Raw genomic sequence first — 13,952 nt, 5'->3', positions numbered from 1 at the left:
GGGGGCGGGTGCGGGCGGCGTGGTGGGGGGGGGGCGGGGGGGGCGGGCCCCCGGCGGGGCGGGCGCCCCCCCCCCCGCCTCGGGGAGACCGCCGACGTCGGTCGCCAGCACCGGGATCCCGCGCGCGAGCGCCTCGGTGACGGCCATGCCGTACGTCTCGGCGTAGGAGGTGAGGACCATGAGATCGGCCGCCGCGTAGCTCGCGTCGAGTTCCGCGCCCGCCTGCGGTCCGGCGAGGTGCAGCCGGTCGCCGAGCCCGTACTTCCCGATCAGGGCGCGCAACTGGGCGACGTACGCCGGGTCCTGGCTGAGTCCGCCGACGCAGACGCAGCTCCAGGGCAGGTCGGTGACGGTGGCGAGGGCCTCGATCAGCCGGTGCTGGCCCTTGCGCGGGGTGACCGCGGCGACGCACAGCAGCCGGGAGACACCGTCGGTGCCGGAGGCGAGGGGCGCGATGTCGGCGCCCGGGGCGGCGACATGGACCCGTTCCGGGGCGAGCCCGTGGTGGGCGACCAGCCGGCGGACGGCCCAGTCGCTGGTGGCGACGACGGCGGACACGGCCCGCAGCGTCGCCCGTTCCTTCGCGTCCAGCTCGGCGGCCACGGCGGGTGCGAGCCCGGTCTCGTCGCCGAGCGGCAGGTGCACCAGGACGGCGAGACGCAGCCGTTCGGCCTCGGGGACGATGATCTCGGGGACGCCGCAGGCGACCAGCCCGTCGAGGAGGACGACCGCGTCGTCCGGGAACTCACCGAGCGTGCGAGCCAGCTCCGCACGGGCGGAAGCCGACGGCCGGGGCCAGCTGCCCGCGACGGCGTGCTTGTGGACCTGCCAGCCGAAGCCGGGCAGGTCGAGGCAGAGCCGCCGGTCGTAGGCGTTGCCGCCGCTGGGCGCGGACGCGTCGTCGACACCGCCCGGCATCACGAAGTGCACGGAGCGCAGGGACATGGGGATGATCTCGGCGTTCTTGAGAGCCGTGTGCTGCACGGGCACGTAGTTCAGGGAAGCCTGGTCGCCGTTCGCGGACGCCGGGCCGGTCTTCGAGGCCGCCGGGCCGGTCTTCGAGGACACCTGACCGGTCTTCGAGGACACCTGACCGGTCTTCGAGGCCGCCGGGCCGGTCTTCGAGGCCGCCGGGCCGGTCTTCGAGGCCGCCGGGCCGGTCTTCGAGGCCGCCGGGCCGGTCTTCGGGGACACCTGACCGGTCTTGGGAGACACCTGACCGGTCTTCGGGGACGCCTGGTCCATGGTCGTGTCGGTCACAGCGCACGCTCGTAACTCGCCCAGGCGATGTGCGACTCGTGCAGGGTGACCGTGATGCCCGCGAGGCCTTGGGCGCCCTCGCCGAGGGCCCCCGCGTGCACGCGCTCGGCGAGGCGGTCGGCGATGACCTTGGCCAGGAACTCCGTCGAGGTGTTGGTGTTCTTGAAGTCCGGTTCGTTGTCGAGGTTGCGGTAGTTCAGCGCGCTCACGACTGCGCCGAGTTCCTGCGTGGCCAGACCGATGTCGACGACGATGTTGTCGTCGTCCAGCTCGGCCCGGCGAAACGTGGCGTCCACCAGGAACGTCGCCCCGTGCAGGCGTTGCGCGGGCCCGAAGACCTCGCCACGGAAGCTGTGGGCGATCATCAGGTGATCGCGGACGGTGATGCTGAACAACGGACGACCCTCCAGGTGCGGCACGTCTGATCCCCTGCCGGGACCATGCCGTGTAGTACGGCTGTCCCGTTCTCCTTGTTCAGCTGCCTGTTCCCCTTTCTTTGCAGTTTTTGGAGGTCAGGCAGGTTGTTCAGTGCTCAAACGCCTTCGTAGACGACGCGATGGCACAGGCCGGGTATCGATCCGGAGGCCAACTTCGGCATCACGTCGGGCAGTTCGTCGAAGCCGCACTCACCGGTGACGAGCGCGTCGAAGGCGGGCTCGGCGAGCAGTTCCAGGGCGAGCGCCAGCCGATCGGCGTACGTCCGGCTGGCGCGCCGCGCCGGTGAAACGGAACCCACCTGGCTGCTGCGCACGACCAGGCGCCGTGAATGGAAGGCCTCGCCCAGCGGCAGGCTGACGCGCCGGTCGCCGTACCAGCTCATCTCCAAGGCGGTGCCCTCCTGGGCGAGGAGCTCCAGCGACCGGGTGAGCCCGGCCTCGGTGGCGCTGGCGTGCACGACGAGGTCGCACTCGCCCGCGGCGTCCGCGGGGAGCGCGAAATCGACGCCCAGGGCGCGGGCGATGTCGGCGCGCGCGGGGTCGGCGTCGACGAGCTGGACGCGTACGCCCGGGAAGCGGGCGAGGAGCGCGGCGATGGAGCAGCCGACCATGCCGCCGCCCACCACGGCGATCCGGTCGCCGACCAACGGGGCCGCGTCCCACAGGGCGTTCACCGCGGTCTCCACGGTCCCGGCGAGCACCGCGCGCGGGGCGGGGACGGAGTCCGGTACGACGGTCACGGCGCTCAGCGGCACGACGTACCGCGTCTGGTGCGGATACAGGCAGAAGACGGTCCGGCCGCGCAGACCCGCCGGGCCTTCCTCCACCTGGCCGACGCTCAAATAGCCGTATTTCACCGGTGCGGGGAAATCCCCGTCCTGGAACGGTGCACGCATCGAAGCATGCTGACTTTCCGGAACGCCGCCGCGGAAGACGAGGGTCTCGGTGCCCCGGCTCACCCCCGAGTAGAGCGTGCGCACCAGCACCTCCCCCTCGGCGGGGGCCGGCAGGGCGACCTCGCGTATCTCGGCGTGGCCGGGCGAGCTCAGCCAGAAGGCACGAGCTGTGAGTTCCATGAGCGTCCCCCTGAACGATTCAGCAGATCTTCACGTACGGAGCGGTGACAAGCCGCGCACTGTACGCGGCGTTGATCGACTCTGTCATACGGCCGGAGGATGTGCGGTGGCCCTGAACAACACGTACGACGCGAGGCTCTTGGCGCAGGAGACCACGGTGGGAGCGGGTCTGCAGCTCCTGGTGCTGGCTCTGCTGGGCACGGCGATCGGGATGGGGCCCGCGGGCTGGCTGACCGGTCTGGCCTTCGCGCTCGCCACCTGGGCGGTTCTCACCCGTGCCCTGCGTCGCTCACGGCCCCGTTCCTTCGGACCGGCCAATCGGGTGACGCTCGGCCGGGCCATCCTGGTCGGTGGGGTCACCGCTCTGGTCGCGGACTCCTTCGAGAGCTCGCCCCCGGTCAGCCTGCTCGTCGGTCTCACGGCGGTCGCACTGATCCTCGACGGGGTGGACGGCAAGGTCGCCCGTCGCACCGGCACCTCGACCGCGCTGGGCGCCCGCTTCGACATGGAGGTGGACGCGTTCCTGATCCTGGTGCTGAGCGTGTACGTCTCCATGTCGCTCGGCCCGTGGGTGCTGCTGATCGGCACCATGCGGTACGCGTTCGTGGCGGCGGCCCGGGTGCTGCCCTGGCTGAACGCGGCGCTGCCGCACAGCATGGCGCGCAAGACCGTGGCGGCCCTTCAGGGGATCGTGCTGCTCGTCGCGGGCGCCGGGATCATGCCCCTGGAGGGCAACGCCGCCGCCGTGCTCCTCGCGCTCGCCTCGCTCGTCTGGTCGTTCGGCCGCGACATCACCTGGCTGTACCGCCACCGCCACCCGGTCGAGGAGCAGACGCAGGAGCAGGAGCAGGCGCGGAACCAGCAGGCGCAGGCGCAGGAGGAGGAGCAGCAGGTGCGGGACGGCGTCCGCGAGCTCGTCGAAGCGTGAGGCCGCGGCGGCGACGGGCGGAGCAGCACCGAGGGCGGAATCAGTTGATAACGATTCCGCAACCGCACGCTCTGCCGCGTCGTAGGGTCCGGATGTGTGAAAGACCGAATCGTCATCAAGGGCGCCCGTCAGCACAACCTGCGTGACATCTCCGTGGAGTTGCCCAGGAATGCGCTCATCGCTTTCACCGGAGTATCGGGCTCTGGAAAATCCGATCCGGCTTTCGACACGATTTTCACCGAAGGCCGCCGGCGTTACGTCGAATCGCTTTCCGCCTACGCCCGACAGTTTCCCGGCGAGTTGGACAAGCCCGATGCCGATGTGATCGAGGGCCTGACACCGGTCATCGCGATCGACCGGAAGACGACCGGCCGCAACCCGCGCTCCACGGTCGGCACCCTCACCGAGGTCTACGACCACCTGCGTCTGCTGTACCTGTCCGGCCGACGGCGGATACCGCCGCCCGGGGCACGCGGGCCCCGCACGGAGGGGCGTGCGATCACGGTGCACGACGCCGGCGAGCACAACCTGCGCGAGGTGTCGGTCTCGTTCCCGCTCGGGCAGTTCGTCGCCGTCACGGGTGTGTCCGGCTCGGGCAGGTCGACACCGGTCGACGACATCCTCTGCACGGCACCGGCCAAACGCCTCTACGGCGCCCACAAGGTGCCCGGCCGCCACCGCACGCTCACCGGCGTCGAGGAGGTCGACAAGGTGGTCCAGGTCGACCGGGCCCCGATCGGCCGCAGCCCCCGCTCGAACCCGGCGACGTACACCGGAGTCTTCGACCACCTGCGGAAGCTGATCGCGCAGACCCCGGAGGCGAAGGTGCGCGGCTACCAGCCGGGCCGTTTCCCCTTCAACCTCAAGGGCGGCCGCTGCGAGCACCGCTACGGCGACGGCACCATCAAGGTCGAGATGAACTTCCTCCCTGACATCTACGTGCCGTGTGAGGTCTGTCACGGAGCGCAGTACAACCGGGAGACCCTGGACGTACACTTCAAAGGCAGGTCCATCGCCGACGTACTGGGCATGACCATCGAGGACAGCCTGGATTTCTTCGCGGAACACGCGATCATCTCCCGGCACCTGAGGACACTCCATGACGTGGGTCTGGGCCACGTGAAACTCGGACAGCCCGCCACGACGCTCTCCGGCGGCGAGGCACAACGCGTCAAGCTCGCCTCCGAACTGCACAAACGCACCGAAGGCAGAACTCTCTACGTCCTCGAGGAGCCGACCACCGGCCTGCACGTCGACGACGTCCGCCAACCGCTGGCCGTGCTCCACCGGCTCGTCGACCAAGGCACCACGGTCGTCGTCATCGAGCACGACCTCGACGTGATCAAGACCGCCGACTGGATCGTCGACAGGGGTCCCGAAGGCGGCCACCGCGGCGGCACCGTGATCGCCGAGGGCGCCCCCGAACAGGTGGCGGCCCAGCCTCGGTCCTACACCGGGCAGTTCCTCCGACCGCTTCTGGAGAGGAGTTGAGCGCCATGGAAACGGACACTCAGGCATGGGAACCGGAGTCGCCCCATCCCGACGCGTACCCGGACGAGGACGCCGACGCGCCGAGCCCCCAGCTCACCTCCGGCGGCGCCACGATCGATCAGGTGCGCGACTACCTCAAGCAGATCTCCCGGGTCTCCCTCCTCGACGCCGAGAAGGAGGTGGAACTGGCGAAGCGGATCGAGGCGGGCCTGTTCGCCGAGCGGAGGCTGGCGGAGGAGTCGGCCCTCGGCCTGGAGTTCCGACGCGAACTGGAGATCCTCGCCGCGGACGGGCACGTGGCGAAATCTCATCTCGTCGAGGCGAACCTGCGCCTGGTCGTCTCCATCGCCAAGCGGTACAGCAGGCGCGGAATGCTTTTCCTGGATCTGATCCAGGAGGGGAACACAGGGCTGATCCGCGCGGTGGAGAAATTCGACTACACCAAAGGGTTCAAGTTCTCGACCTATGCGACCTGGTGGATCCGGCAGGCGATTTCACGCGCCCTCGCCGACCAGAGCCGGACCATCCGCATTCCCGTCCACATGGTCGAGGTCATCAACCGCATGGCCAAGGTCCGCCGGGAAATACTCCAGGACACCGGGGCCGAACCCACACCGGAACAACTCGCGGACAAGCTGGACGTCCCCGTCGAGAAGATCACCGAGATAGAGGGCTACAGCAAGCAACCGGTCTCACTCCACACCCCGCTCGGCGAGGACGGCGGCACGGAACTCGGTGACATCCTGGAGGACAGCGAGACCATCTCCCCCGCGGACATGGTCACCTTCCTCCTCCTCAAGGACGCCATCCAGGCCGTCCTCGCGAACATGACCGCACGCGAGGCCGGAATCATCTCCCTGCGCTACGGCCTCATCGACGGGCAGGCCCGGACTCTGGAGGAGATAGGGCAGGTGTACGGGGTGACACGCGAGCGGATCCGCCAGATCGAGTCCAAGACGATGTCCAAACTGCGCCACCCCTCCCGCTCCCAGGCCCTACGGGACTACCTCGACGTCAGCTGATCCCCTGCTCCCGAGGCGGGTGTCGCAGGTTCGAATCCTGCCGGGGGCGCAGAGAGAAGGGCCGGCTGCGGGAGGGGTTGCTTTCCGGGCCGGCCCTTCGGTGTTTCAGGCGCACCATCGGCCGGGGCCGCCGCGTCCGTCGCCCCTTGTCCCTGACCCAGTCGCCGCCGCATACGCAGGCCAGTCGTCGAGGTGACTGCCGGCGAGTGCGCACGACGGCGTTCGGGAACGTCCGGCCGGGCCGAGGGGCAGGGGCCTCGGCCCGGGAGCCTCCGGAGGGTATGTCAGGCGGCTGGGCATCCGAACCAGTTCACCCTGCCGTTGCTGGAGGTATAGCCCATGCATCTGACGGTTCTGTTGTGCAGGGTCTCGGTCCGGACGACCCCTCCATCCAGAGTGTCCCTCTTGTAGTGGGTCTGTACGAGGGTGTCGATCTCGATGGTGTACCAGCGCTGCTTGTTGTTCGGGATGCTGCAGCGGTGGCCGGTCAGGTTTCGACTGGGCCCGCTGCTCCACATGTCCTGTTCGGCGCGGTCACAATGCGCGCGGCTCGCGGCGCCGGCGGTGCCGGCGCCGGGGCCCAGCAGGGCCGCCGCGCCCATGGTCACCGCTGCGGTAACGCCGAGCAGGCGCGTCAGAGTGAGGTTCATCGATGGGTCCTCCTGCCAGATGTGGTGACGGCTCGGAGTCGCCATGTCACCTTGGTGCGATAGTCGCACTTGTCCGGGATATCCGGCCTGGCGGGCGGCGGCGCAATCCCCCGACCCGGTGACGTCGGTGATGCCAATGCAGCAGGCCGCGGTCACATCCCCCACCGGCCCCGGAGCGGGACTCGGTCGGCCGCTTTCGGCGCTTTCCGGAAGCTCGTCGACGAGGGTGACCTCGAAGAGGCGGCCACGCAGGTGTGGGCGGAGGGTCAGCTCCGGCCCCTGTCGTCCGGCCCTCATCTGCTCCGCGCGCCGCAACCCTTTGCCCACTGCCTCGCGGAAGCCGCGGTCGGGTCCGCGCCACCGGGACGTGATGTCGTACGTGTACCTGAGTTGCCCACCGCGTCATGAGCGGACCACGTCCACGATGACGTGCCCTGTTCGACGGTCCGCGCGGAGCACTGCGCGGGCCGCCCCGAGGATCTCCTCGTCCATCTCCAGCCCGGAGGCCAGGATCTGGAGCAACCGCGTCCGCCACACATCGGGGTCCGTCTCGTACGCGTGCAGCACCCGTAGGCCGTATCCGCCCCGCACGCCGTCGCCGCCGTCGGACAACCGTCGGCGCACCGCCTCACTCAGCATGGCGTGGAGGTCGTGGACGACTCCTCGTGAGGTGTCGGTGAGTCCGGCCGCCGCCCCCATGGCCAACGCGGTGGCCACCAGCTCCGCTTCGGTCACGCGGACCCCCTTCGGTTGTGCGGGTTGTGCGATGTCGTGTCCGTCACCATGGCTGGGGGTGCTGCAATTCTGATGAAATTCCGATGACGTGGGGAAGCGGAGGCTTCGGGGTGGACGACGGATCTCCTCAGCTGCTGCGGTTCGAAGTGCTCGGACCGTTACGGGCATGGCGAGGCGGGACACCGCTGGAGCTGGGGCCGGTCAAGCGGCAGGCCGTGCTGGCCGCTCTGCTGCTGCGCCAAGGAGCCGTGGTGAGTCATGAGCGGCTGCTCGACGCGGTGTGGGGCGAGGAGCCTCCCGCAGGCGGCCACAAAGTGCTGCCCACTCATGTCAACTCGCTGCGCAGGGTGCTCGATCCGGAAGGCACCCCGCCCGCGGAGTCGGTGATCCGCAGCGGCAAGGGCTGGTACCGCTTCGTCGTCGAGGAGGTCCGACTCGATACGGCGGATCTGGACGAACGGGGCGACGAGGCATTGCGCACCGTCGCGTCGGGCGACCTGGCCACCGCCGCGGACCAACTCTTCGCGGCCATCGGGCTGTTCCGGGGCGAACCCCTGGCCGGGCTGCCGGGACCGTTCGCGCGGAACGAGCGACAGCGGCTGGAGGAACACCGCCGGACGTTCCGACTGGAGCGGCTCAGGTGCCTCGTCCTGCTGGGCCGGTTCGGCGATGCCCTCGACGATCTGAGCGGACTGTCGGCGTCTTCGGCGGCTGACCGCTACGACGAGTCGCTGACGGCCTTGCGCATGCGGGCCCTGTACGGCCGCGGACGTCAGGCGGAAGCACTCAGAACCTACGAGGACCTACGCGTACAACTGCGGGACGAGCTCGGAACCGATCCCGGCGAGGAACTGCGCCGGGTGCACGAAGCGGTACTGCACCAGGACGACGCCTTCCTCCTGCGTCCGCCCCCGTCGGTGTTCTCCACACCGCGCGAGAGCGCCGTGCCCGCCGAACTCCCCCACGACACTCCGGGTTTCGCCGGCCGCACCGGCGAACTCGAACGACTCCACTCGCTGCTTGCGCCCGCTCGGGCGCACGGGACGGCGAACACCGTGGTCATCTCCGCCATCGGCGGCGCCGCCGGCATCGGCAAGACCGCGCTGGCCGTGCACTGGGCACACCAGGTCCGCGACCGCTTCCCGGACGGCCAGCTCTACGTCAACCTGCACGGCTTCGACCACGACCGGCAGCCCCTCGAACCCGGCGAGGCCCTTGAACTGCTGCTGCGCAGCCTGGGGCTCGCGGCGTCGGAGATCCCCCCGCACCACGAGGCCCAGGGCCGCGTGTTCCGGACCCTGCTGGCCGACCGGCACATGCTCGTCCTGCTGGACAACGCGGCCTCCGCCGATCAGGTACGTCCGCTGCTGCCGTCCGGCCCGACCTGCTGCGTCCTCGTCACCAGCCGCAACCGCCTCGGCGACCTCGTCGCCCACGACGGCGCCCACGCCCTGCCCCTGGATCTCCTCCAGCCGGACGAGGCCCGCGCACTGCTGAGCCGGGCCCTCGGCGCGGAACGGGTCGACGACGACAAACACGCGGTCGACGAACTGATCCGGCTCTGCGGCAGCCTCCCACTGGCCCTGCGCGTGGCCGCCGCCAGGCTCGCGGGCGACCCGGCCCTGCGGACGGCCGACCTCGTCACCGAGATGACCGAGGGCAACAAGCTGGAGGCGCTGGAACCGGACCGTGACGCCAACTCTCCTTTGCGCACGGCCCTTTCGGTGTCGTACCGGGTCCTGGCACCCGGCGCACGCCGGGTGTTCCGGCTGCTCGGCCTGTTCCCGGGAGCGGAGTTCACCGCCGAGGTCGCGGCGGCGCTCCTGGATGCGCCGCTGTCGCAGGCCCGGCGTCTGATCGGTGCCCTGACCTCGGCCCACCTGATCGAACCCGCAACGGCGGGACGTTATCGGTTCCACGATCTCCTTCGCGAGTACGCACAGGAATGTGCGCTGGTGGAGGAGGAGGCGCCGGACCGTGAAGCCGCCCTCGAACGGCTGCTGATCTGGTACCTGAACGCCACCCGAACCACCGCGGGGGCCGGGCTCTTTCCAGAGCTGCCCGGCAGCCTCCGCGCCGGCAGGCACCCGGGCATGCCGTCGGCCACCGCGCCTCGACCATGGCTGAATGCGGAACGGGCGAATCTGCTCGCCGTCGTCAACCATGCCGCCCACCACGGCCCCCGCCCCGTCGCCTGGCACCTGACCTCCGCGCTGTTCAGCGACTTCTGGATCCATCTGGCACGGAAGACCTGGCAGACCACCGCGCAGACGGCACTGGACGCGGCCGAGACCGAAGGGGACCTGTTCGGCCAGGCAGCGATGCACTCCAGCCTTGCAGCGGCGCGGTGGGACCGGGGGCATGTCCGACAGGCGATGGAACACGCCACACGCGCAGTGGACATCAGCCGGGAGCTCGGTTGGGCGACGGGCGAGGCCGCGGGTGTCGGCCTCAGAGGCTTCGCGTACTGGAGCATGGCGCGCCTCGACAGTGCGCACGCCGACTTCACCGCCGGCCTGCGCACCTTCCATGAGACCGGGCATCGCTACTTCGAAGGATTCGGGGTGGTCGGCCTCGGCATGGCCTGTCGGGATCTGGGCCGGCTGCACGAGGCCGCCGACCACCTCGAACGTGCCGTCGGCCTCGAGGCAGAGGTCAGCTGGTGGGACGCCGGCTCGGCCCTGCAGATCCTGGGTGGGGTGTACTGGGAGCTCGGCCGTCTCACCGACGGACTCGACCTCCTCGGCCCGGAGGTGGCCTCCGACAAGAGGGCCGGGTACCGCGACGGCCGCGCGATGATGCTCGACGCCATCGCAAGGATCAATGTCGAACTCGGCCGCCACAACGAAGGGCTGGAGCAGGCCGAGCGAGCGTTCGCGCTGGTCGAGGACACGAAACGACACTGGGTTCAGTCCGGCATCCTCAACACGGTCGCGGCGGCCCGCCGACGACTGGGACAGCTGGACCGGGCTCTTCAGGCCGGCGAGCAGGCTCTCGCCCTGGCCCGCGAGGCACGATTCCGACGGGCCGAGGCGGACAGCCTCCTGTGCCTCTCTCTCACGTACGAACAAACGGGCCGTTACGACGAGGCCCGCGCCCACGCCGAACAGGCGCTGTCCCTGGCCCGCGACCACTCGTTCCGCGTGGTGGAGGGCCAGACTTTGACAGCGCTGTGCGAGACGGCGGAGGCCGAGGAAGCGCACGGCACAGCCGTCGAGCTCGGCCAGGAGGCCCTCGCCATACACCGCGAGACCGGCCACCGACTCGGCGAGGCCCGCACCCTCATGGCACTCGCCCGCGCCCACCGGAAGACCGACGGCGCCGCCGCCGAACTGATGAGGCGAGAGGCATGGGCCATTTTCTCGGACACCGGCGTGCCCGAGACGGAGTACGCGGATCTCGACCGGTGACGTCTCCTCAGCCGAGCCCGTCGGCCCCGTTCCCGGACCGCGCGCCAAGCGGCAGCGGGGACCTCGGGCCGGCTCCTGCGCAAAGCCCGCTCGGTCCCTGGGGCGCCCCAGGGACCGAAGAGGCCGCCGGCGCGTCTTCCACGTCTCGTCCGGGACGTGAGCGGACACACGCTCGCTACTTCAGGACGACCCCATCACCTGCGGCATTCACCGAAGCCACCGTGTCGCTCCCCGCATACCTGGAAGGCCCTCGGCGTCGTGCTGAAGGCGGGGGTGATGGCCAGGAATTTCATGACGCTGCGCGCTCGTCGCGCACGTCGTCCGGGTGGGCGAGGCCGAGGTGGTCGCGCAGGGTCGTGCCCTCGTACTCGGTGCGGTACACGCCGCGCTCCTGGAGCAGCGGGACCACGGTGTCGGCGAAGGTGTCGAGGCCGCCGGGGGTGATGTGCGGGACGAGGATGAAGCCGTCACTGGCGTCGGCCTGCACGAAGGAGTCGATGGTCTCGGCGACGGTGGCCGGGGAGCCGACGAAGGCCTGCCGGTTGCCGGTCTCGATGACCAGATCGCGGATGGACCACTTGTTGGCGGCAGCGAGCTCGCGCCACTCGCGGGCGGTGGCGAGCGGGTCGCGGAACATCCGGACCTGGGCGCGGCCCCGGGCGATGGTGTGCTCGCCGAGGTCCGGGTCGATGTCGGGCAGGGGGCCGTCCGGGTCGTACGCGGACAGGTCGCGGTTCCAGACGAACTCCAGGTGCTTGATCGCGGTGGCGCCGCTGACCTGCTGGCGGCGCACCTCGCGGGAGATCTCCTCCGCCTCGGCGTCCGTGTCGCCGAGGACGAAGGTCGCGGCGGGCAGGATCAGCAGCTGGTCGCGTGTACGGCCGTAGCGGGCGAGGCGTCCCTTGACGTCCGTGTAGAACGCCTGGCCCTCCTTGAGGGTGGCGTACCGGCTGAAGATCGCGTCGGCGCTGGAGGCGGCGAACTCGCGCCCCTCGTCGGAGTCCCCCGCCTGGAAGATCACCGGGCGTCCCTGCGGGCTGCGCGGGACGTTGAACTGCCCCTGGATGTCGAAGTGCCGGCCCTGGTGCACGAAGGCTCCGGCCTTCGCGTCGCGCAGGAAGGTGCCGGTCTGCCGGTCGGCGACGATCTCGTCCCCGTGCCAGGAGTCGAAGAGCTCGTTCGCCGTGTGCAGGAATTCCTCGGCCCGGGAGTAGCGCTCCTCCTGCGGGAGGAAGCCGCCGCGGCGGAAGTTCTCGCCGGTGAAGGCGTCCCAGGAGGTGACCACGTTCCAGGCGGCGCGGCCGTCGGAGAGGTGGTCGAGACTGGCGAACTGGCGGGCCACCTCGTAGGGCTCGTTGAAGGTGGAGTTGATGGTGCCGGTCAGGCCGAGGTGTTCGGTGACGGCGGCGAGCGCGGTGAGGATCGTGAAGGTGTCGGGGCGGCCGACGACGTCCAAGTCGTATATCTGGCCGCCCTGTTCGCGCAGTCGCAGCCCTTCGGCGAGGAACAGGAAGTCGAACTTGGCGCGCTCGGCGGTGCGCGCGAAGTGGGCGAAGGAGCTGAACTCGATGTGACTGCCGGCCTCGGGGTCGCTCCACACGGTGGTGTTGTTGACGCCGGGGAAGTGCGCCGCGAGGTGGACCTGCTTGCGGGGCTTGTCCTGTGACGTGCTGGTCATGAGTGGGTCCCTCCGGCTCAGGCGGTGGCGGCGTAGCGGTTGACGGGGCGGGAGAGGCCGAGCAGCCCGCGCAGGGTGTCGGACTCGTACGACTGCCGGAAGACGCCCCGGCGCTGGAGTTCGGGCACGAGGCCCCGGGTGACGGCGGGCAGGTCGTGGCCGAGGACGGCAGGACGCAGCCGGAAGCCGGACAGGCCTGCCTCCGCCAACTCCTGCAGCAGGTCTGCCAGTTGGGCGGGTGAGCCGGTGAAGATGCGGGCGTCGCCGGTGTACGGGTAGCCGGCCAGCGTGTCGAGACGTTCGCGGCGCGCCGCGGCCTCGGCCGGGTCGTCGTCCAGGAACACCACGAGGTCACCGAAGAGGTGCAGGGGTTCGTCGGCGCGGCCGGCCGCCGTCTGCTCGGCGCGGATCTCCTCGACGATGGCACGGGCCTGGCCGGCGTCGTGCGGGGTGACGTAACCGATGTCGGCGGCCCGCGCCACCAGCCGGTAGGGGACGGTCGCGTGGGCCAGGGCGCTGACGATCGGCTGGCCCTGCGGCGGGCGGGGGGTGATCGAGGGGCCCTTGACGCTGAAGTGCTTGCCCTCGAAGTCGATGTAGTGCAGTTTGTCGCGGTCGACGAAGCGTCCGGTGGCGACGTCCCGGATCTCCGCGTCGTCCTCCCAGCTGTCCCAGAGCCGGCGCACCGCTTCCACGTAGTCCGCGGCCTCGTCGAAGAGGTCGGTCGTCAGCTCTCGTACGGCCGAGGTGTCCAGGTCCTCGATGCGCAGCGGCGGGAACGTACGGCGGCCGAAGTGCGCGGCCTCGTGGGCGCGGGGCGTCACCTGCACCCGTACGCCCGCACGGCCCGTGCTCACGTAGTCGAGGGTGGCGATCGCCTTGGAGATGTGGAAGGGCTCGGTATGGGTGACGACGGCGGTCGGGACCAGTCCTATGTGGCTGGTCAGCGGGGCGACGCGGGCGGCGATCAGGACGGCGTCGAGGCGCCCGCGGACCTGGTCGGTGCGGCCGTCGGGCTCGGTGAGGTGCGAGGACTGGAGTCCAAGGGCGTCCTCGATGGTCACGAAGTCGAGGAGACCGCGCTCGGCCTCGGTGACCAGGTCCGTCCAGTACCCGGCGGTGAGCAGCTCACGGGGGCGGGCCACCGGCTCGCGCCAGGCCGCCGGGTGCCAGCCGGCGCCGTCGAGTGCGACGGCGAGGTGCAGAGGGGAGGACGAGGGGGAGGAATCGGGCAGCGAAGATGAAGCAGACACGGAGGGGTGCCT

At 70.3% G+C, this 13,952-nt stretch carries 9 protein-coding genes and 2 pseudogenes; 4 read left to right on the top strand and 7 right to left on the bottom strand.

The window, feature by feature from the left end; genetic code table 11:
- From ABZ656_RS31635 to ABZ656_RS31625, 3 genes are all read right to left on the bottom strand, one after another.
- The coding region (locus ABZ656_RS31635; protein ID WP_360272244.1) for a glycosyltransferase at positions 1–1,260 on the bottom strand (1,260 nt) is incomplete at its 3' end.
- Complete coding sequence (locus tag ABZ656_RS31630; protein ID WP_060900963.1) at positions 1,257–1,655, bottom strand: 6-carboxytetrahydropterin synthase; 399 nt, start codon at positions 1,653–1,655, stop codon at positions 1,257–1,259. The genes ABZ656_RS31630 and ABZ656_RS31635, both read right to left, overlap by 4 nt.
- A 137-nt stretch (positions 1,656–1,792) precedes the next feature.
- Positions 1,793–2,773: a dehydrogenase gene (locus ABZ656_RS31625; RefSeq protein WP_101402001.1), complete on the bottom strand. Its 981-nt coding sequence runs from the start codon at positions 2,771–2,773 to the stop codon at positions 1,793–1,795.
- 106 nt (positions 2,774–2,879) lie between these two features.
- Between ABZ656_RS31625 and ABZ656_RS31620 the strand changes: the two genes are divergently transcribed.
- From ABZ656_RS31620 to ABZ656_RS31610, 3 genes and pseudogenes are all read left to right on the top strand, one after another.
- Positions 2,880–3,701, top strand: a complete 822-nt coding sequence (locus ABZ656_RS31620) for a CDP-alcohol phosphatidyltransferase family protein (RefSeq protein ID WP_101402000.1) — start codon at positions 2,880–2,882, stop codon at positions 3,699–3,701.
- 429 nt (positions 3,702–4,130) lie between these two features.
- Positions 4,131–5,180, top strand: a pseudogene (locus ABZ656_RS31615) (excinuclease ABC subunit A); the annotation flags it as partial.
- Between the two features lie 74 nt (positions 5,181–5,254).
- Positions 5,255–6,214, top strand: a pseudogene (locus ABZ656_RS31610) (RNA polymerase sigma factor); the annotation flags it as partial.
- A 284-nt stretch (positions 6,215–6,498) separates the two neighbouring features.
- Here ABZ656_RS31610 and ABZ656_RS31605 read toward each other — a convergent pair.
- Together ABZ656_RS31605 and ABZ656_RS31600 are read right to left on the bottom strand one after the other, a co-directional pair.
- Positions 6,499–6,864 (bottom strand): hypothetical protein, encoded by a 366-nt coding sequence (locus tag ABZ656_RS31605; protein ID WP_101401997.1) that lies wholly within the window; start codon positions 6,862–6,864, stop codon positions 6,499–6,501.
- Between the two features lie 402 nt (positions 6,865–7,266).
- Complete coding sequence (locus ABZ656_RS31600; protein WP_360272238.1) at positions 7,267–7,599, bottom strand: hypothetical protein; 333 nt, start codon at positions 7,597–7,599, stop codon at positions 7,267–7,269.
- An 83-nt stretch (positions 7,600–7,682) separates the two neighbouring features.
- On the opposite strand from ABZ656_RS31600, the gene ABZ656_RS31595 reads away from it, so the two are divergent.
- Positions 7,683–11,009 (top strand): BTAD domain-containing putative transcriptional regulator, encoded by a 3,327-nt coding sequence (locus ABZ656_RS31595; RefSeq protein WP_360272235.1) that lies wholly within the window; start codon positions 7,683–7,685, stop codon positions 11,007–11,009.
- 289 nt (positions 11,010–11,298) lie between these two features.
- Here the strand turns inward: ABZ656_RS31595 and ABZ656_RS31590 are convergent, their stop codons facing one another.
- Positions 11,299–12,687, bottom strand: coding sequence for an NtaA/DmoA family FMN-dependent monooxygenase (locus ABZ656_RS31590; RefSeq protein WP_101401995.1), 1,389 nt, complete (start codon positions 12,685–12,687; stop codon positions 11,299–11,301).
- A 17-nt stretch (positions 12,688–12,704) separates the two neighbouring features.
- Positions 12,705–13,940 carry an LLM class flavin-dependent oxidoreductase gene (locus ABZ656_RS31585; RefSeq protein WP_101401994.1) on the bottom strand — a complete coding sequence of 412 codons (1,236 nt, stop codon included), beginning with the start codon at positions 13,938–13,940 and terminating at the stop codon, positions 12,705–12,707.
- Positions 13,941–13,952 lie beyond the last annotated feature (12 nt).

Source organism: Streptomyces sp. NPDC007095, assembly GCF_040634475.1.
In the GTDB taxonomy this organism is placed as follows: domain Bacteria; phylum Actinomycetota; class Actinomycetes; order Streptomycetales; family Streptomycetaceae; genus Streptomyces.
This window is presented reverse-complemented; position numbering and strand designations above follow the sequence as displayed.

Bases quoted from the DNA above. Each gene is read 5' to 3' on its own strand.
- ABZ656_RS31605 (WP_101401997.1), bottom strand. From the start codon at position 6,864: ATGAACCTCACTCTGACGCGCCTGCTCGGCGTTACCGCAGCGGTGACC.
- ABZ656_RS31595 (WP_360272235.1), top strand. From the start codon at position 7,683: ATGACGTGGGGAAGCGGAGGCTTCGGGGTGGACGACGGATCTCCTCAG.
- ABZ656_RS31625 (WP_101402001.1), bottom strand. From the start codon at position 2,773: ATGGAACTCACAGCTCGTGCCTTCTGGCTGAGCTCGCCCGGCCACGCC.
- ABZ656_RS31590 (WP_101401995.1), bottom strand. From the start codon at position 12,687: ATGACCAGCACGTCACAGGACAAGCCCCGCAAGCAGGTCCACCTCGCG.